Consider the following 19,270-nt stretch of genomic DNA (forward strand, 5'->3'; position numbering starts at 1 on the left):
AACCGGCGACCGCGGCGCGGATTCTACCGAAAGCCTCCGCTCCTGCCCTTGCTTTCCGACAAATAACGAACCATTTGACCAATTCCTGTGCTGTGTCACGGCGCCGTCATGTTGCACGCCGAAAACCAGGATCGCTGCCCCCCTGTGGGAGCGAGCCTGCTCGCGATGACGGTCTAACATTCAACACTGATGCCGCCTGACACGCTGCCATCGTCGGAACGCCGCCCGGAGCAAGCTCGCTCCCACAGGGATGGGCGCAGCCCCACCAAAAACCAGCGGACATGAAAAAGCCCGGGGCCATTGCTGGCACCGGGCTTTTTTGAATCCAGCGAACGTTTATTCGCCGAGAATCTGACCAATCGTCGGATCCTTGAACAGACGCGTCAACGCATCGCTCAACACATCGCTGACCAGCTTGGTATTGGTTTCCTGATTCGGCGCCATACCAAAACGCTGATCCAGGGACGCACCATAACGACCGCTGTAACGACGATTGGCATTCTGCACATCGGAGCGGAACGTCGCGCCAATGGTGGCCTCAGTCACATACATGCCTTCTTTAGGCGACTGATACTTCAGTTCGGCCAGGGTCACGGTCAACTGCGGAGCATTCAGCGCATTGGAGGTTGGGGTGAAGCCCAACAACCGCACGGCCGCTTCGGCCTGAGCCTGCAACTTCGGCAGAATCTGCGCGCCCTGCACGGTGATCGCGCTGGTCTCAGGGTACAGGCCACCACGGGTGCCCAACGTCGGCGACGGACGACCGTCCACTACACGCACCACCACCGGCTGACCATGACCGACCGGCGCCAGCTGAGTCGTCAGCTTGGGTTCCGGATTCAGTTGTTGCGGGCTGTGGGCGCAGCCGACCAGGGTCAAACTGGTCACAGTGATCAAACCGAACAACAGGCGTTGCAACATGCGCTTCTCTCCAGAATCAGGCACTAAGGCCCGCAGTATAGCGGTGCGCCACTGCGGCTAACTAGAGCCCTTCAGTGATTACTAAATGTCTGACAAACCCTTCAGACCGCGGTTCCTGTCACAGATATGTCACCGCCCATACACTTGCTCGTCACGGCTCACTGTCAACCTTTACAGCAGTCACCCACAAGGTACTTCGCCATGCGCTACCTCATCTCGCTGTTCAACCCACGTCCTCTGCATCGCTGCTTCGCCTTGCTCGACCACAACGGCCATTGCCAGGCATTCAAACAGTGCAGCCTCCAGCCCATGGGCGATGGCTGGGTCGAAATCGAAGAAATCCGTCTCAACTGGCTGCACCATCCCCTGCCCCCTAGCGCCCGTGTCAGCCAGCGCCAGCCACGTGCGCGGGCTCAACACCAGTTGACCACCTGACCGAACACCTAATAAAAGTCATTAAACACGACCATTTCCCTGCGTTTCTTCGCTACAATCTCCCCCCGATTATAAGGACGTCTCCTGATCGGGCCTCGCAGCATCGTCAATGCGCTTGTATTGACACCCCGCACCGCCCACAGAGAGCCGCCCACACAGATCGAGTGAAGCTGGCGCGCTTGCTGTTTCTTTAGCAAAACCCCCACTTTTCGCGAATCTGCAGAGCTGTCATTACGCTCGGTCACTGAGCTGTTTGCCCGTTTTGCCTGTCATGTATCCCATGGCGGCAATCCATCCGGGCACGGTGCCAGGCTGGGGCAGCCCTTTTTGAGGTTCACGTCTTCAAAAGAGCGTGAAAAAAACGGGTTTTCACAACTTCACAAGAGTGTGGCGAGCAAATGAATAGTTTTGCGTCTGAATATGCACCATTAGCGTCTGAAACAGCCCAACGACACAGGACCGAGTACGCCTCGAATACCGGAGCCTGAAGCCTGTCCTCTACGGATTTGGTTGCACAAACGGATGTATCGACCATAAGTCGAATTGCCAGCCGCGCGTTGAAGTGAGTTCATGTAACTCTTTTAGACCCGGCCGGTAGCGTCCGTCGAAGTTGCGAAAAATTGCGAAGATTCGGACATGGCGATACTGCCATGGGTACCTGGGGCATCACTGACACGCCCCTGAACGCCTGGCAGCCATGCCGACAATTTGGTGCTGCAGATTTTGGAGACGCGTTAAATGGCGCATAACGAAGCAGTCGACGTAGTACTGGTTGGGGCCGGCATCATGAGTGCCACCCTCGCTGTACTGCTCAAAGAGCTCGACCCCGCGATCAAGCTGGAAGTCGTCGAGCTGATGGATTCCGGTGCCGCGGAGAGTTCGAACCCGTGGAACAACGCCGGTACCGGTCACGCCGGGCTGTGTGAGCTCAACTACACGCCGCAGGCCGCCGACGGCACCGTCGACATCAAGAAAGCCGTGCACATCAACACCCAGTTCGAGGTGTCGAAGCAGTTCTGGTCCTACCTGACCAAAAAAAGCACCTTCGGCTCGTGCAAGACGTTCATCAGCCCGGTGCCGCACCTGAGCTTCGTCCAGGGCGACGATGGCGTTTCCTTCCTCAAGGAACGCTTCAAGACGCTGAGCAAGCACCACGCCTTCTCGGACATGGAATACACCGAAGACAAGGCCACCATGGCCGAGTGGATGCCGCTGATGATGCCTGGCCGGCCGGCCGACGAAGTCGTCGCCGCCACCCGCGTCATGAACGGCACCGACGTCAACTTCGGCGCCCTGACCAATCAACTGCTCAAGCACCTGACCAGCGCACCCGATACCCAGGTCAAGTACTGCAAGCGCGTGACCGGCCTCAAGCGTAACGGCAGCGGCTGGACCGTCAGCATCAAGGACGTCAACAGCGGCAATTCCCGTGACGTCGACGCGAAATTCGTGTTCCTCGGCGCTGGCGGCGCGGCACTGCCGCTGCTGCAAGCTTCGGGCATCGAAGAAAGCAAAGGCTTCGGCGGCTTCCCGATCAGTGGCCAGTGGCTGCGCTGCGACAACCCGGAAGTGGTCAAACACCACCAGGCCAAGGTGTACAGCCAGGCAGCCGTGGGTTCGCCACCGATGTCGGTGCCGCACCTGGACACCCGCGTCGTCGATGGCAAGAAGTCCCTGCTGTTCGGACCTTACGCCGGCTTCACCACCAAGTTCCTCAAGCACGGCTCCTTCATGGACCTGCCGATGTCGGTTCGCGCCGGCAACATCGGCCCGATGCTGGCCGTGGCCAAAAACAACATGGACCTGACCAAGTACCTGGTCAGCGAAGTGATGCAGTCGATGGAGCAGCGCCTGGATTCCCTGCGTCGCTTCTACCCTGAAGCGAAAGCCGAAGACTGGCGCCTGGAAGTGGCCGGCCAACGCGTGCAGATCATCAAGAAAGACCCGAAAAAGGGCGGCGTTCTGCAGTTCGGTACCGAACTGGTCGCGGCCAAGGACGGTACCCTTGCTGCCCTGCTCGGCGCTTCGCCAGGCGCGTCGGTGACTGTTTCGATCATGCTTGAGCTGATCGAGAAATGCTTCCCGAACAAAGCGTCCGGTGAGTGGGCTGCCAAACTGGCGGAAATCTTCCCGGCTCGGGAAAAGGTTCTGGAAACCGACGCTGCGCTGTATCGCAAGATCAATGTGCAGAACAACGTCGCGCTGGAACTGGTTGAAGCCAGCAACGAGACCGAAAGCTACGCTTGATTCGGCCTCATAAAAAACGCCCCGCTCTCATTGAGAGCGGGGCGTTTTTTTATGGCCGGTGAAACGGATAATTCAAGATCATCAGTGTTTGTTCCGGCCTCATCGCGAGCAAGCTCGCTCCCACATTTGATTGTGTACACCAATCCACTGTGGGAGCGAGCTTGCTCGCGATGGGGCCAGCAATCACACCCGCCAAGGCATGACAACAACCGGTGTGTCTGGAATTAACCGCGGGCCTTGTTGATCAGCTCGATGTACTCGGCCGCGTTGCGCTGATCCTTGATCAGGGCGACGAAGTCATTGCCGTGCTCATCCTTGCCATCCAGATCCAGACCGGCTTCGACGAAGAACGTCAGAAAACGCTCGAAGTCGTCGATGCGCAGGCCACGATAGGCCTTGATCAGTTTGTGCAGCGACGGCGACGTGGCGTCGACCGGTTCGAAATCGAGGAACAGCTTGATCTGCTCATCGCCGATCTCGTCACCAATCACTTGCTTCTTATCTTTACGCATTGCCGACTCCAGCTCGCAGACATTTCACGGGGCGGGCAGTTTACCCCTCCCTTGCCACCGGGCTCAACGCGGACGAACAGCGCCCGTGTGCAGATCGGCCCAGACATGGCCGTTGGCGTAGCTGAGGAACTGGCAATACACCGTGTCATTGCGCAACAAGTCGATCACCACGCGGTACTGAGCCATCGGGTAAAACAGCGTCAGGGTTTTATTTTTGTCGTCGTAGATCGGCTTTTTCAGGCTTTTGCTTTCGCCATCGAAATTGACCAGTACCTGGTTGATGGTCGCGCCCTTGTTCAAGGATTTGCCCTTGAGACGGATCAGCAACGGTGAGGTCACCGGAATTGGCTGCTGGTTGGACTGGCGCTGGCTGCCGACCACCACCGAGTACTCGGTAACCTGCAACAGCTGTTGCTGATCGGGTTCCGCGTCACGCAGAGTCAGGTCATCGGGGGGCAGAAACTGCGCGTGCATCGGCGCCGGGGCGGCCGCCAGAGGCAGGCTGATAGTCAGCAACAGAGCGGCGCAGCTGCGGATCAAAAGGCTCATGACAGGCTCCGGAGGGCGGGGCCGAGCACTGTAGCATGGGCGCACAAAAGTGGATCTGTGAACACAGAACCAATGTGGGAGCGAGCTTGCTCGCGATAGCGGTGTATCAGTCACCATCAATGCTGAAGGTGAGGCCGCCATCGCGAGCAAGCTCGCTCTCACAGGGATTTGTTTCAGGTTTTTACATGCCTTTAACAGCAAAAATCCCGTTGGCGTTACGCCAGTAGCCTTTGTAGTCCATGCCGTAACCGAAGATGTAGCGGTCGATGCATGGCAGGCCGACGAAATCGGCTTTCAGGTCCGGGCGAGCCTTGCGGTCGTGGTCCTTGTCGATCAGCACGGCGGTGTGCACAGCGCGGGCACCGGCGTGTTTGCAGAAGTCGATGATCGCGCCCAGGGTGTGACCTTCGTCGAGGATGTCGTCGATGATCAGCACGTCACGGTCGATGAACGATACTTCCGGCTTGGCTTTCCAGAACAGATCACCGCCGCTGGTTTCGTTGCGATAACGGGTGGCGTGCAGGTAGGACGCTTCCAGCGGGAAGTTCAGATAGGTCAGCAGCTTGCCGGAGAAAATCAGCCCGCCGTTCATCACGCAGAACACCACCGGATTGCTTTCAGCCAGCTGATCGTTGATTTGTGCACCGACGCGGGCGATGGCCGCCTCGACTTCAGCTTCGGTGTACAGGCAGTCAGCCTCTCGCATGATTTGACGGATATGCTCGAGATCAGCGGACATGGCGCTCTCCAGGGGGGTGGCAGGTTCGGAAAAGCGGGCAAAGGTACGCATCAACCGAGGCCAGATCAAGCGTTTGTGGACTAACGTACTGTATGTCTATAGGACAACACCCTCGGATAGATTAATCTAGGCCGGTTTTTTTGCCCGCCGCCGGAGCCTTTCCCATGCCCATCCTCGAGATCCGCCATCCGCTGATCCGCCATAAACTCGGCCTTATGCGCCGCGCCGACATCAGCACGAAGAATTTCCGTGAGCTCGCTCAGGAAGTCGGTGCCCTGCTGACCTATGAAGCCACCAAAGACCTGCCGCTGGAAAGCTACGACATCGAAGGCTGGGCCGGCACTGTGTCGGTCGAGAAAATCGCCGGCAAGAAAATTACTGTAGTACCGATCCTGCGCGCCGGTATCGGCATGCTCGAAGGCGTGCTGAGCCTGATCCCGGGCGCCAAAGTCAGCGCCGTGGGTGTGGCTCGCAACGAACAAACGCTGCAGGCCCACACCTACCTGGAAAAACTGGTTCCGGAAATCAACGAACGCCTGGCGATGATCATCGACCCGATGCTCGCCACCGGCAGCTCCATGGTCGCGACCATCGACCTGCTGAAAAAAGCCGGTTGCCGGGATATCCGCGCGATGGTGCTGGTGGCTGCCCCTGAAGGCATCGCCGCCGTAGAGAAAGCTCACCCGGACGTGACCATCTACACCGCTTCCATTGACGAGAAACTCAACGAACACGGTTACATCATCCCAGGCCTGGGCGATGCCGGTGACAAGATCTTCGGCACCAAGCAGAAGGACGCTTGAGCATGCAGCAAGAGTTCAACGATCCGCTCTGGCGCACGGTGCTGTCGGGTGCGCAGATGCTGTTCGTGGCCTTCGGCGCTCTGGTGTTGATGCCGCTGATTACCGGCCTCGACCCGAACGTCGCGCTGTTCACCGCAGGCCTGGGGACGATTCTGTTCCAGATCGTCACCGGGCGTCAGGTGCCGGTGTTCCTGGCGTCGAGCTTTGCCTTCATCACCCCGATCATTCTCGCCAAGGGCCAGTTCGGCCTCGCGGCGACCATGGGCGGCGTGATGGCGGCCGGCTTCGTCTACACCTTCCTCGGCCTTGCGGTGAAGATCAAAGGCACCGGTTTCATTGACCGTCTGCTGCCACCGGTGGTGATTGGCCCGGTGATCATCTCCATCGGCCTGGCCATGGCGCCGATCGCCGCCAACATGGCGATGGGCAAGGCTGGCGATGGCACTGAGCTGATTCATTATCAGACGGCGATGCTGATCTCGATGCCTGCGCTGTTGACCACCCTCATCGTCGCGGTGTTCGGTAAAGGCATCTTCCGCCTGGTGCCGATCATCTCCGGTGTGCTGGTGGGTTTTGCGATGGCGTTTTATTTCGGCGTCGTTGATACCGCGAAAATTGCTGCTGCACCGTGGTTTGCGATCCCGCACTTCACCGCGCCGGAATTCAACTGGCAGGCGATTCTGTTCATCGTTCCGGTGGCTCTGGCCCCGGCCATCGAGCACATCGGCGGCGTGATTGCAGTCGGTAGCGTGACCGGTCGCGATTACCTGAAGAAACCCGGCCTGCACCGCACCCTGCTCGGCGATGGCATTGCCACCACCGCCGCCGGCCTGTTTGGCGGTCCACCCAACACCACCTACGCCGAAGTGACGGGCGCGGTGATGCTGACCAAGAACTACAACCCGAAGATCATGACCTGGGCGGCGATTTTCGCCATCAGCCTGGCGTTCATCGGCAAGTTCGGCGCGCTGCTGCAAAGCATTCCAGTGCCGGTGATGGGCGGAATTCTGTGCCTGTTGTTCGGTTCGATCGCGGCGGTGGGCATGAACACGCTGATTCGCCACAAAATCGACCTGGCCGAAGCGCGCAATCTGGTGATTGTCTCGGTGACTCTGGTGTTCGGGATTGGCGGCGTATTGGTCGGCACCGGCACAGGGCCGGACGACTTCGGCCTCAAAGGCATCGCGCTGTGCGCGGTGACGGCGATTGTGCTGAACCTGTTGCTACCGGGTAATGACAGCTGGAAGCACAAAAAGGCGAATGAATCGTTGTTGTAACAGGTTGTGTAAAGCTCTGTGGCGAGGGGATTTATCCCCGTTGGGTCGCGAAGCGGCCCTAAAGAATGGGACTGCTGCGCAGTCCAACGGGGATAAATCCCCTCGCCACAATTTACAGGGCCAACGGGGCCCTTTCACACAAGGTGCTCAACGCCCGCGCCCACTGCGGATCGTCATTGAGGCACGGCACCAACACCAACTCCTCCCCCCCGGCCTCGCGGAACAGCTCTTTGCCGCGATCCCCGATCTCTTCCAGCGTCTCGATGCAATCGGCAACGAACGCCGGGCACATCACCAGCACTTTCTTCACGCCCATTCCAGCCAACTCATCAAGGCGCGCTTCGGTGTAGGGTTCGATCCATTTGGCCCGGCCCAGACGCGACTGGAAGGACACCGACCACTTGCCGTCCGGCAAACCCATGCGTTTGGCAAATTCCGCGGCAGTTCGCAGGCATTGCCCGCGATAACAGGTCGCGACCACTTCCGGTGGCGCACCGGCGCAGCAATCGCCGCCACCCTCAAAACTGTGTCCGGGATTGAGCTTCTTCAGATGCCGCTCCGGCAATCCGTGAAAGCTCAGCAGGAGGTGATCGTAATCCTGCTGCAGATGCGGCTTGGCACTGGCCACCAGCGCATCGAGGTATTCCGGCTGGTCGTAAAACGGCTGAAGAATTGAAAACTGCAGATCAAGATTCTTCTCCCGCACGACCCGTTTGGCTTCTTCGATCACCGTGGTCACGGTGCTGTCAGCGAACTGCGGGTACAGAGGCGCCAGCGTGATACGTTTGATCCCCTGCCCGGCCATGCGCACCAGCACCGACTCGATCGACGGCTCACCGTAACGCATCGCCAGTTCCACCGGACCGTGGGTCCACTGGGCAGTCATAACCTGTTGCAGGCGACGGCTGAGCACCACCAACGGCGAGCCCTCATCCCACCAGATCGAGGCGTAGGCGTGGGCAGACTGCTCCGGGCGCTTGAACAGGATCAGCGACACCAGCAAACGTCGCACCGGCCAGGGCAGGTCGATCACATACGGGTCCATCAGAAACTGATTGAGGTAACTGCGCACATCCGCCACCGAGGTGGAGGCCGGGGAGCCCAGATTGACCAGAAGCAATGCGTGATCGGTCATGCAACGTCCTATTTCAAAGGCGGCTGGAAAGGTCGTCCAGAGCCGCGCGCAAATCAGTGAACCGGAAAGTGAAACCCGCTTCCAGCAAGCGAGCCGGTACGGCCTTCTGGCCGCCCAGCAACAGCAATGACAATTCGCCCAGACACACCTTCAACGCCAGGGCCGGCATGGGCATGAACGTCGGGCGGTGCAGCACGCTGCCCAACGTCTTGGCAAACTCGCGGTTGCGCACCGGCTTGGGCGCGCAGGCATTATAAGGACCACTGGTGTCTTCCTGATGCAGAAGAAAATCAATCAGGGCGATTTGATCGTTGATATGGATCCACGGCATCCACTGCCGGCCATTGCCAATAGGCCCGCCCAGCCCCATTTTGAACGGCAGCAACAGCCGCGACAAAAAGCCGCCCTCGGCCGACAACACCAGCCCGGTACGAATGAAAATCACCCGAATGCCCAAGCCTTCGGCACGCTGGGCGGTTTCTTCCCAGGCAATGCACAACTGGCTGGCGAAATCATCGATGACCGGTGGAGACTTCTCGGTCAATTCCCGCTCGCCCCCGTCACCGTACCAACCGACCGCAGACCCCGAAATCAACACCTGCGGTTTTTGTTCACGGGTTTCGAGCCAGGCCAGCAGGGTTTCGGTCAGGGTGATGCGACTGCTCCACAACAGCGCTTTGCGTCGGGTTGTCCAGGGGCGATCGGCAATCGGTGCACCCGCGAGGTTGATAATCGCATCCACTGGCTCCTGACCGATGTCCTCGAGGCGGGCCACTCCATGCACTTGGGCACCGCAGATTTTCGCGACTTTTTCAGGCTTGCGACTCCAGACCGTCACGCGATGCCCCTGACTCAACCAGAGGTGGCAGAGTTGACGTCCTATCAAACCAGTACCGCCGGTCAGCAATATGTGCATGACTACTTCCTCACGTAGCGTTTTACCCTGATCCCTAGTCTATTTTTATAAGCAGGGATCTTTGGTATCGGGCAGGCTCTGTGATTAACAATAGGCCAAGCTGTCAGAACGAGAACGCTAAAAGTTATACCAAAAAACAATATTGTACAGGTTTAAACCACGGCGTAGTCTGTACAGAAAGGTAAACGAGGCCCCTATGACTGTACCTATCGCAATCATCGGCACCGGCATCGCCGGGCTCTCCGCCGCCCAGGCCCTGACAGAGGTCGGGCATGTCGTTCAACTTTTCGATAAAAGCCGCGGCAGTGGCGGACGCATGTCGAGCAAGCGCAGCGATGCGGGTGCTCTGGACTTGGGCGCGCAATATTTCACCGCCCGAGATCGCCGCTTCGTCACCGAAGTCCAGCGCTGGCAAGGCAACGGCTGGGTCGCTGAATGGATGCCGCAGCTCTACACCTACCACGGCGGCCAGCTCAACCTGTCGCCGGACGAACAGACGCGCTGGGTCGGTACGCCGCGCATGAGCGCCATTACCCGGGGCCTGCTCGGTGACTTGGAAGTGCATTTCGCCTGCCGCATTACCGAGGTCTATCGCGGCGAAGAGCACTGGCATCTGCAGGACGCCGAAGGCTTCACCCACGGCCCGTTCAGTCATGTGATTATCGCCACGCCGGCGCCCCAGGCGACTGCACTGCTGGCCTCCGCGCCGAAACTCGCCGGTGCCGCAGCCGGGGTGAAAATGGACCCGACCTGGGCTGTCGCGCTGGCGTTCGAGACACCGCTGGATACGCCCATGGAAGGCTGCTTCGTACAGGACAGTCCACTCGACTGGCTGGCTCGCAACCGTAGCAAACCCGGGCGCGATAACACCCTCGATACGTGGGTGCTGCATGCGACCAGCGCCTGGAGCCGGCAACATATCGACCTGTCCAAGGAAGCGGTGATCGAGCAATTGCACGGCGCATTTGCCGAGCTGCTGCACGACGCCATGCCCGCCCCGACCTTCAGCCTCGCCCACCGCTGGCTCTACGCCCGACCCGCCAACAGCCATGAATGGGGCGCCCTGGCCGATGCTGATCTAGGTTTGTATGTGTGTGGCGACTGGTGCTTGTCCGGTCGTGTCGAAGGCGCTTGGCTCAGCGGCCAGGAAGCTGCCCGCCGCTTGCATGCGCATCTGCAGTGAACCGCATCGATCCGGTAGGAGGCCTGACGGTAAAACCTATACAAACAATTTGACTTGTACACCTTTGAATCTATGATGAAGTTATGTTGTACAGACCAGACAGTTTGTACAGGTTTAGATTCGAGGTGCTCCGATGTCCCACGTCACCGTGAAACCGAAGATCGCCATCAGCGCCTGCCTGATGGGCGCAGAAGTGCGTTACAACGGCGGGCACAAGGCGTCGCGGCTGTGCAGTCGCACCCTCACTGACTATTTCGATTTCATCCCGGTCTGTCCGGAAGTCGCTATCGGTCTCGGCATTCCCCGTGAACCGATCCGTCTGGTGGGCGATCCCGAACATCCAGAAGCCATCGGTACCGTTAACCCGACACTCAATGTCACCCGGCCGCTGGCCGAGTACGGTCAGAAAATGGCCGCGGAATTGGGCGATCTCTGCGGCTACATCTTCATGCAGAAATCCCCGTCATGCGGCCTGGATCGGGTCAAGGTCTACCACGCCAACGGTGCGCCGGTGGACGGTGGAGGCCGTGGCATCTACGCCCAGGCGTTCTGCGCGGGGCATCCGGATTTACCGGTGGAAGAAGACGGTCGACTCAACGACCCGGTGCTGCGAGAAAACTTCCTCACCCGCGTGTTTGCCTACAGTGCCTGGCAGCAGTTGCTGCGCGAAGGCCTGACTCGCCGTGGCCTCACGGACTTTCACTCGCGCTACAAATACCTGCTGATGGCCCACAACCCGGTGCAATACAAAACCCTGGGCAACCTGCTGGGCAACATGGGCCAGATCGACCCGAACGAACTCGGTCCACGCTATTTCAGCGAGCTGATGGCGGCCTTGAAAAAATGCGCCACACGCCGCACCCATACCAACGTCCTGCAACACATCAGTGGCTATCTCAAACAGACGATCAGCCCTGAAGACAAACAGGAAGTGCAGCACGTCATCGGTCAGTACCGCCACGGCATTGTGCCGTTGGTGGTGCCGCTGACGCTGCTCAAACACTACTTCCGTCAACACCCGGATCCGTACATTGCGCAACAGGTTTACCTGCAACCGCACCCGGAAAATCTCAGTCTGCGAAACGCGATCTAATGACAATCTAATGAAAACCCTACTCGACACCAGCGCCAGCGAAGACCTCGGCGCCGACTTCAAGAAAGCCCTCGACGAAGGCTGGCTGCCGATCCGTGAGGTCGCGCGGCAGACCGGCGTCAACGCCGTCACCCTGCGGGCCTGGGAGCGGCGTTATGGCTTGATCGTGCCGCAACGCACGCCCAAGGGTCATCGGCTGTTCTCTGCCGAACACGTTCAACGCATCCTGACGATCCTCACCTGGCTCAACCGTGGCGTGGCCGTCAGCCAGGTCAAGCAACTGCTCGACACCCCGCAGGCCTTTACCGAGTCCGTCGAAAACGATTGGCAAGTGATGCGCCATACGTTGCTGCAAGCGGTCACTCAACTGAACGAACGCACCCTCGATGACACCGTCAATCAGGCCATGGCGTTGTACCCACCACGGACCTTGTGCGCACAACTGCTGATGCCGTTGCTGGCTGAACTGGAGCAACGCTGGCAAGGCCAGTTCGGCGCACAGATGGAGCGAGTGTTTTTTTACTCCTGGTTACGCAGCAAATTTGGCGCACGCATCTACCATAACAACCGCCAGTTACGCACCGCACCACTGTTGTTGATCAATCAATCGGACCTGCCACTGGAACCTCACCTGTGGCTGACCGCCTGGTTGATCAGCAGCGCCGATTGCCCGGTGGAAGTGTTCGACTGGCCACTCCCCGCCGGCGAACTCGCGCTGGCGGTCGATCATCTGCAAGCCCGCGGCGTACTGCTGTATTCCAGCAAAGCCATGAACCTTTCACAGCTGCCAAAACTTTTGAATGGTGTCAGTTGCCCAAAAATGATTGCCGGACCAACGGTATGCATCCACCACGCCGAGTTGTCCGTAAAAACTACTGAGATCGCTGATTTGTTCTTGGCCGAAGACCCGCTAATCGTCCATCAGGACCTGATTCAGCGTGGACTGATTTAATGAAACGTACGGACACCACCATGCAATTGATCTGGTTGCGCAGCGACTTGCGCCTACATGACAACACCGCCCTTTCGGCGGCCGCTGCTCGCGGTCCGACGGTAGCGGTATACCTGCTGAGCCCGGACCAATGGCTGGAGCACGACGATGCGCCGTGCAAAGTGGATTTCTGGCTGCGCAACCTGAGCGAGTTAAGCAGCGCGCTGGGTGAGCTGAACATTCCCTTGTTGATCCGCAAGGCATCTCGCTGGGACGAGGCACCCAAGGTGCTGCTCGATCTTTGCCAACAGTTGAAAATCGACGCGGTGCACGTGAACGAGGAGTACGGCATTCATGAAAGCCGTCGTGACGCAGCCGTGGCCGAAACACTGAAAGCCAATGCCATCGACTTTTACAGTTACCTTGATCAACTGCTGTTAAAACCGGGCACCGTACTGACCAAAACGGGCACTTACTTTCAGGTTTTCAGCCAGTTCCGCAAGGTGTGTTACGACCGCCTGCGCGGGTCGTTACCGAAGCGGGTCACCGCACCCGCCGTACAGGCGCCGCTGGCGATCAGCAACGACAAGATCCCATCAACCATTGAAGGCTTCGCAACGCCCAGCGACAGCCTACGCAGTCTTTGGCCCGCCGGTGAAGCCGAAGCCCACCGCCGCCTCGACACCTTCGTCGATGCCCAGATCGACTACTACAAAAACGAACGCGATTTCCCGGCCAAACCGGGCACCAGCCAGCTGTCGGCCTATCTCGCCGCCGGGGTGATTTCCCCCCGTCAGTGTCTGCACGCTGCGTTGCAAAGCAATCAGGGCGAGTTTGAAAGCGGCAAGGTTGGTGCCGTCACCTGGATCAACGAATTGCTGTGGCGCGAATTCTACAAACACATTCTGGTGGGCTACCCACGGGTCTCGCGTCACCGTGCTTTCCGCCCGGAAACCGAAGCCCTCGCCTGGCGCGATGCCCCAGATGAACTCCTGGCCTGGCAAGAGGCCCGTACCGGCCTGCCGATTATCGACGCGGCCATGCGCCAATTGCTTGAAACCGGCTGGATGCATAACCGCCTGCGCATGGTGGTGGCGATGTTCCTGACCAAGAACCTGCTGATTGACTGGCGTGAAGGCGAGCGCTTTTTCATGCGGCACCTGATCGATGGCGACCTGGCGGCGAACAACGGTGGCTGGCAGTGGAGCTCGTCTACTGGCACCGACTCGGCGCCCTACTTCCGGATTTTCAATCCGTTGAGCCAGTCGGAAAAATTCGACAGCGAAGGCGTGTTCATCAAGCACTGGCTGCCGGAACTGGCCGGGCTGAACAAAAAGGACGTGCACAACCCGGCCAACCTTGGTGGGTTGTTCGGCGTGGCAGATTATCCGTCGCCAATCGTCAACCTAAGCACCTCGCGCCAACGGGCGCTGGCCGCGTTCAAGAACCTGCCATCAAGACAGCAGGCCGGAGGACACGATGAGTGATTTCCTGCGCCGTTTTGCCCAACAGTTTGCAGCCTTGGACAAGGACAACCTGCTACGCCTAGATCAGCTCTACACCCACGACGTGCACTTCACCGATCCTCTGCACGAAGTTCAGGGCCTGGTGCAAATGCGCAGCTACTTCGCCGAGCTCTACGCCAACGTCAGCGATCTGCACTTCGACTTTCATGGCCTAGACCAGATCAGCGAAGGCGAGGGCTATTTGCGCTGGATCATGAGTTATCGCCATCCGCGTCTGGCGGGCGGTCAGTTGATTCGGGTCGATGGCTGCTCGCACCTGCTTTGGCGCGATAAGGTTTATCGCCATCGGGATTACTTCGATGCCGGGGCGCTGCTTTACGAACATGTACCCGTATTGGGTCGGGCGATTGCCTGGCTGAAAAGGAGAATGGGATGAGTTTTACACCACCACGGCGATACTGGTTAACCGGCGCCAGCAGCGGCATTGGCGCCTCGCTGGCCGAAGAAATACTGAAAACCGGCGCCCACATCGCCGTCAGTTCACGCTCGGTGGCAGTGCTGAAAGTCTTGTCCCTGCGTTATCCGGGGCAAGTGCTGGTGGTGCCCGGTGACTTGACCAACAGCCAGACAGTCCGCGAAATCGGCGCGCAAATTGCCGAAGACTGGGGATCCTTGGACACGGTGATTCTCAACGCAGGCACCTGCGAATACGTCGACGTTCAGCAATTCGATTCGTCGATTGTCGAGCATGTGGTGCGCACCAATTTGCTCGCCAGCGCGTACTGCATCGAGGTGGCCTTACCGCTGCTGCGCAAGGGTACCGCGCCGCACTTGGTGGGCGTCGCCAGTTCGGTGACGTATTTGCCGCTACCCCGCGCCGAAGCTTATGGCGCGTCAAAGGCCGGGCTGCGCTACTTGTTCGAATCGTTGCGCATTGATCTGGCGCCGGAAGGCATTGAAGTCACCGTGGTCAGCCCGGGGTTTGTCGAGACCCCGTTGACGGCGAAGAACGATTTCCCGATGCCGCTCAGTTGGCCTGTGGATAAAGCTGCGCAGCACATCTTCGCCAAACTCAAAAAACGCCCACTGGAGATCGCGTTTCCCGGACTGTTCATGGCCGCGCTCTGGCCGCTGTCAAAAATGCCCAACGGCGTGAAACTGGCCATCGGCAAGCGCATGGTGCGCAGCAGTCCGCCGATCAAGGATGTCCCTTGAACATCGCCATCATCGGCAGCGGGATCTCGGGGCTGACCAGCGCCTACCTGCTCAATCGCAGGCACGAGATCACTCTGTTCGAGGCCTGCGACTGGGTCGGCGGTCACACCCACACGGTGGACGTGACTGTCGATGGCCAGCGCTATGCAGTGGACACTGGTTTTATTGTGTTCAACGACTGGACCTACCCGAATTTCATTCGCCTGCTGGGCCAGCTCGGCGTGGGCTTCAAACCCACCGAGATGAGTTTCTCGGTCACCGACCCGGACTCGGGCCTTGAGTACAACGGCAACAACCTCAACAGCTTGTTCGCCCAACGTCGCAACCTGATGTCGCCAGGGTTCTGGGGCATGTTGCGGGACATCCTGCGCTTCAACAAAGAAGCCCAGCGCGACCTCGAAGAACAACGGATCGCCGCCGACACCACCCTCGATCAATACCTGAAGGCCGGCGGTTACGGCGAGCGCTTTATCCTGCATTACATCGTGCCGATGGGCGCGGCGATCTGGTCCATGTCCATGGCCGACATGCTCGGTTTCCCGTTGCAGTTCTTCATCCGGTTTTTCAAGAATCACGGCTTGCTGTCCGTCAGCAATCGTCCGCAATGGAGTGTGATCGAGGGTGGTTCAAGCGCTTATGTCGCACCTCTGACCGCGTCTTTTAAAGGCAAGATCCGCCTCAATTGCCCGGTGACCCGCGTTGAACGCGATGAAGACGGCGTCGTTATCCACAGTGCCGCCGGCAGCGAGCGTTTCGACAAAGTGGTGTTCGCCTGCCACAGCGATCAGGCCCTCAAACTGCTGGCCAAACCGAGCAGCGCCGAACAGTCGATCCTCGGTGCCCTGCCCTACGCCGACAACGAAGTGGTGTTGCACACCGACACGCGCTTGCTACCGGTGCGAAAACTTGCCTGGGCAAGCTGGAATTATCGCCTCGGTGGTCCCGGTCACACGCTGGCCGCCGTCACTTACGACATGAACATTCTGCAAGGCATCCAGAGCGACACCACGTTTTGCGTCAGCCTCAATCAGAGCGCCGGCATCACCCCGAACAAAGTGCTGGCCAAATTCACCTACGCCCATCCGCAATACAGCCTGGCTGCCGTCGCCGCGCAAGCGCGTTGGGATGAATTGGACGGCGCGCAGCACACCTGGTTTTGCGGCGCTTATTGGGCCAGTGGTTTCCATGAAGATGGTGTGGTCAGTGCGCTGCGGGTTGCTCGCTCGCTGGGAGAAGTGTTGTGAACAGCGCCCTTTATAGCGGCTGGATCGCCCATCGGCGGTTTGCCCCGCGGCGCCATGAATTCCGTTACCGGATCGGTCTGCTGTACCTGGATCTCGATGAACAGGACGCGGTGCTTGGCTTGTCGCCGCTATCCGGCACCAGCCGTTTCGCGCCGTTTTCATTTCGCGAAACCGATTACTTGAAAGCCTTCACTGGCAGTGGCATGCGTTTGATCGACGCGGTACGCCAGCAAGTCGCCGAGGTAATCGGCCATGTGCCACACGGCTCGATCTGCCTCCTGACCCAAGCCCGCAGTTGGGGCCTGTCGTTCAACCCGGTGAGTTTTTTCTACTGCCATGAGGCCGACGGCCAACTGGCGGCGATTCTCTGCGAAGTCACCAATACGCCGTGGCGCGAGCGTTACCACTACGTGTTGCCGGCCAAGGCACCGACGAACGTACAGGACTTCCACCAGCATTTCGCCGTGGCCAAGGCGTTTCATGTGTCGCCGTTTCTACCGCGCGATATTGAATACCGCATGAGCTTCAGCCCCGCCGCGCAAAAACTTGGCGTGCACATGGCGGACTGGCAAGGCGAACTGAAACTGTTCGACGCCACGCTCAACCTGCACCGCGAAGCCCTCACCCGCGGCAGCCTGCACCGTTACTTGCGGCGTTTTCCGTGGATGACCGCGAAAACCTGTCTGGCGATTTATTGGCAGGCCGTGCGTTTGTTACTGAAACGCACACCGATATTTGCTCATCCTGCTGCCGATGGCAGATTTCAGACCACCATTGTTCCCCCCAAGGATCGCCGCCATGAAATCCTTTAGTGTCTCGGCCAAAACCAGCCTGTTAAGTACCAACAGCCTGACCGGATCGTTGCTGCGCCGTGGTGTGTTGCGGCAGATGGCGCAGCTCAGACACGGGCAACTGGTGGTCTTCGAAGACGGCGAACGGCATGTCTTCGGTACCGCCGGCAGCCATCCCGTGGGCGAAATCCATATCCTCGACGCCGCGGTCTGGGGACTGGTGGCGAGTAACGGCTCGATTGGCGCGGGCGAAGCGTTTATCCACGGCTACTGGAGTTCGCCGGATTTGACGGCAGTGGTGCGTGTCTTCGTCAGCAACCTTGACGTGCTGGATGCGCTGGAAGGTGGACTGGCAACACTGAGCCGCCCGTTCGTGCAGAGCCTGCACTGGCTCAATCGCAACACGCGCAAGGGCTCGCAGAAAAACATCGCTGCACATTACGACCTCGGCAATGACTTGTTCGAGCAGTTTCTCGACCCGACCATGATGTATTCCGCCGCGCAGTTCCTCACCCCTGAAGACACCCTGGAACAGGCGCAACTGAACAAGCTCGAACGTATCTGCCAGAAACTCGCGCTGCAACCCAGCGATCACCTGCTGGAAATCGGCACCGGCTGGGGCAGCATGGCGCTTTACGCCGCCCAGAATTACGGCTGCAAAGTCACCACCACCACGCTGTCGAAAAAGCAGTACGCCTACACCGCGCAACGGATCGAAGCCCTGGGTTTGCAGGACCAGATCACACTGCTGCTGTCCGATTATCGCGACCTGAGCGGGCAGTACGACAAACTGGTGTCGATCGAGATGATCGAGGCGGTTGGTCATCGCTTCCTGCCCACCTACTTCAAGCAATGCGCGCAGCTGCTCAAGAGCAACGGCTTGATGCTGTTGCAAGCGATCACCATCCGCGAGCAGCGCTACGAACAAGCCAAGAGCAATGTCGATTTCATCCAGCGTTACATCTTCCCCGGCGGCGCCCTGCCCTGCGTGCAGAAAATGCTGGAGATTGTCAGCCGTGACACCGACATGAACCTGCTGCACATGGAGGATTTCGGCCTGCACTACGCCCAAACCTTGCGCCTGTGGCATGAGAATTTTCGCCGCGCCCACGGTCGCTTGAGCGAAATGGGCTACGACGACTATTTCCTGCGGCTGTGGGAATTTTATCTGTGCTACTGCGAAGGTGGTTTCCTGGAACGCACCATCGGCACGGCGCAATTGCTACTGGCCAAACCCGCCGCAATGCCGGCGCCGCTGCTCGGCCGATTCGATGCTTGAACGATTGGCAAATGCCGCGCTATTTCAGATCGGCTGGTTTGCATGCGTGATCGGAGGCAGTGGTCTGTGGTTGCTGGTGGCGTTGGCGGTGCTGGTGATTCATCTGTTGTGGATAAGTCCCTGGGCCGATGAAGGCCGACTGATCCTCAGCGTGGTGCTGCTGGGAACGACGGTCGACAGTTCGTTACGCTGGCTTGGGGTGTTCGACTTCAACGATGTCGCGCCGCTGATTCCGCCGTGGCTGATGCTGTTGTGGGCGTTGCTGGCAACCACTTTGCGCCATTGCCTGCAATGGACCGCCAATCCCTGGTGGCTCGGCAGCCTACTGGGCGCCGTCGGTGGGCCGCTGTCGTATTACGCGGGAGGACAATTGGCCGGGGTGCAATTTCCCTTCGGGCAATCGCCGACACTGATCGGCATCGGATTACTGTGGGCGCTGCTGTTTCCCACGCTGCATTTCATGTCTCAGCGGCTGGCGTCCAACACCCACAGCTGAGCGTCCGTCAGGCCTTTCACACAGCCCCGGCCCACTGC

At 59.2% G+C, this 19,270-nt stretch carries 20 protein-coding genes; 14 read left to right on the forward strand and 6 right to left on the reverse strand.

Annotation, left to right across the window (positions count from 1 at the left end):
* Positions 1–336 precede the first annotated feature (336 nt).
* Positions 337–921, reverse strand: coding sequence for a YajG family lipoprotein (locus tag VD17_RS08360; protein ID WP_033061281.1), 585 nt, complete (start codon positions 919–921; stop codon positions 337–339).
* Between the two features lie 201 nt (positions 922–1,122).
* Between VD17_RS08360 and VD17_RS08365 the strand changes: the two genes are divergently transcribed.
* Entirely contained in the window at positions 1,123–1,356 is a 234-nt protein-coding gene (locus VD17_RS08365; RefSeq protein WP_046053426.1) for a hypothetical protein, read from the forward strand.
* Between the two features lie 738 nt (positions 1,357–2,094).
* Positions 2,095–3,603 (forward strand): malate dehydrogenase (quinone), encoded by a 1,509-nt coding sequence (gene mqo / locus VD17_RS08370; protein WP_046053427.1) that lies wholly within the window; start codon positions 2,095–2,097, stop codon positions 3,601–3,603.
* Between the two features lie 224 nt (positions 3,604–3,827).
* Here the strand turns inward: mqo and VD17_RS08375 are convergent, their stop codons facing one another.
* The 3 genes from VD17_RS08375 to VD17_RS08385 form a co-directional block, all read right to left on the reverse strand.
* Positions 3,828–4,115, reverse strand: coding sequence for a PA4642 family protein (locus VD17_RS08375; protein ID WP_046053428.1), 288 nt, complete (start codon positions 4,113–4,115; stop codon positions 3,828–3,830).
* Between the two features lie 63 nt (positions 4,116–4,178).
* Entirely contained in the window at positions 4,179–4,664 is a 486-nt protein-coding gene (locus VD17_RS08380; RefSeq protein ID WP_046053429.1) for a hypothetical protein, read from the reverse strand.
* Between the two features lie 181 nt (positions 4,665–4,845).
* A complete protein-coding gene (locus VD17_RS08385; RefSeq protein ID WP_033061274.1) occupies positions 4,846–5,403 on the reverse strand; it encodes a hypoxanthine-guanine phosphoribosyltransferase in 558 nt (185 codons plus the stop codon).
* Between the two features lie 164 nt (positions 5,404–5,567).
* Here VD17_RS08385 and upp point away from each other — a divergent pair, with 164 nt between their 5' ends.
* Both upp and VD17_RS08395 read left to right on the forward strand, forming a co-directional pair.
* Positions 5,568–6,206 (forward strand): uracil phosphoribosyltransferase, encoded by a 639-nt coding sequence (gene upp / locus VD17_RS08390; protein WP_046053430.1) that lies wholly within the window; start codon positions 5,568–5,570, stop codon positions 6,204–6,206.
* Positions 6,207–6,208: 2 nt separating this feature from the next.
* Positions 6,209–7,483, forward strand: a complete 1,275-nt coding sequence (locus VD17_RS08395; protein ID WP_046053431.1) for a uracil-xanthine permease family protein — start codon at positions 6,209–6,211, stop codon at positions 7,481–7,483.
* 112 nt (positions 7,484–7,595) lie between these two features.
* Here the strand turns inward: VD17_RS08395 and hemH are convergent, their stop codons facing one another.
* On the reverse strand, positions 7,596–8,618 hold the full coding sequence (gene hemH, locus VD17_RS08400; protein WP_046053432.1) for a ferrochelatase: 1,023 nt from the start codon (positions 8,616–8,618) through the stop codon (positions 7,596–7,598).
* Between the two features lie 13 nt (positions 8,619–8,631).
* Positions 8,632–9,534, reverse strand: a complete 903-nt coding sequence (locus VD17_RS08405) for a TIGR01777 family oxidoreductase (RefSeq protein WP_046053433.1) — start codon at positions 9,532–9,534, stop codon at positions 8,632–8,634.
* A gap of 196 nt (positions 9,535–9,730) precedes the next feature.
* On the opposite strand from VD17_RS08405, the gene VD17_RS08410 reads away from it, so the two are divergent.
* From VD17_RS08410 to VD17_RS08455, 10 genes are all read left to right on the forward strand, one after another.
* Positions 9,731–10,717, forward strand: coding sequence for an NAD(P)/FAD-dependent oxidoreductase (locus VD17_RS08410; RefSeq protein ID WP_046053434.1), 987 nt, complete (start codon positions 9,731–9,733; stop codon positions 10,715–10,717).
* A gap of 133 nt (positions 10,718–10,850) precedes the next feature.
* Positions 10,851–11,810 (forward strand): YbgA family protein, encoded by a 960-nt coding sequence (locus tag VD17_RS08415; RefSeq protein WP_046053435.1) that lies wholly within the window; start codon positions 10,851–10,853, stop codon positions 11,808–11,810.
* 10 nt (positions 11,811–11,820) lie between these two features.
* Complete coding sequence (locus VD17_RS08420; RefSeq protein WP_046053436.1) at positions 11,821–12,762, forward strand: MerR family transcriptional regulator; 942 nt, start codon at positions 11,821–11,823, stop codon at positions 12,760–12,762.
* Between the two features lie 20 nt (positions 12,763–12,782).
* On the forward strand, positions 12,783–14,228 hold the full coding sequence (phrB, locus tag VD17_RS08425) for a deoxyribodipyrimidine photo-lyase (RefSeq protein ID WP_185753121.1): 1,446 nt from the start codon (positions 12,783–12,785) through the stop codon (positions 14,226–14,228).
* Entirely contained in the window at positions 14,221–14,643 is a 423-nt protein-coding gene (locus VD17_RS08430) for a nuclear transport factor 2 family protein (RefSeq protein WP_046053438.1), read from the forward strand. The genes phrB and VD17_RS08430 overlap by 8 nt, the downstream gene beginning before the upstream one ends.
* Positions 14,640–15,422: an SDR family NAD(P)-dependent oxidoreductase gene (locus VD17_RS08435; protein WP_046053439.1), complete on the forward strand. Its 783-nt coding sequence runs from the start codon at positions 14,640–14,642 to the stop codon at positions 15,420–15,422. The genes VD17_RS08430 and VD17_RS08435 overlap by 4 nt, the downstream gene beginning before the upstream one ends.
* Positions 15,419–16,666, forward strand: a complete 1,248-nt coding sequence (locus VD17_RS08440) for an NAD(P)/FAD-dependent oxidoreductase (protein WP_046053440.1) — start codon at positions 15,419–15,421, stop codon at positions 16,664–16,666. The genes VD17_RS08435 and VD17_RS08440 overlap by 4 nt, the downstream gene beginning before the upstream one ends.
* Positions 16,663–17,478, forward strand: coding sequence for a DUF1365 domain-containing protein (locus VD17_RS08445; RefSeq protein WP_046053441.1), 816 nt, complete (start codon positions 16,663–16,665; stop codon positions 17,476–17,478). Before VD17_RS08440 ends, VD17_RS08445 begins: the two co-directional genes overlap by 4 nt.
* Entirely contained in the window at positions 17,465–18,736 is a 1,272-nt protein-coding gene (locus VD17_RS08450) for an SAM-dependent methyltransferase (RefSeq protein ID WP_046053442.1), read from the forward strand. The genes VD17_RS08445 and VD17_RS08450 overlap by 14 nt, the downstream gene beginning before the upstream one ends.
* A complete protein-coding gene (locus VD17_RS08455) occupies positions 18,729–19,232 on the forward strand; it encodes a DUF2878 domain-containing protein (protein ID WP_046053443.1) in 504 nt (167 codons plus the stop codon). Before VD17_RS08450 ends, VD17_RS08455 begins: the two co-directional genes overlap by 8 nt.
* The last annotated feature ends 38 nt before the right edge of the window (positions 19,233–19,270 follow it).

Source organism: Pseudomonas fluorescens, assembly GCF_000968015.1.
GTDB classification, from domain to species: domain Bacteria; phylum Pseudomonadota; class Gammaproteobacteria; order Pseudomonadales; family Pseudomonadaceae; genus Aquipseudomonas; species Aquipseudomonas fluorescens_W.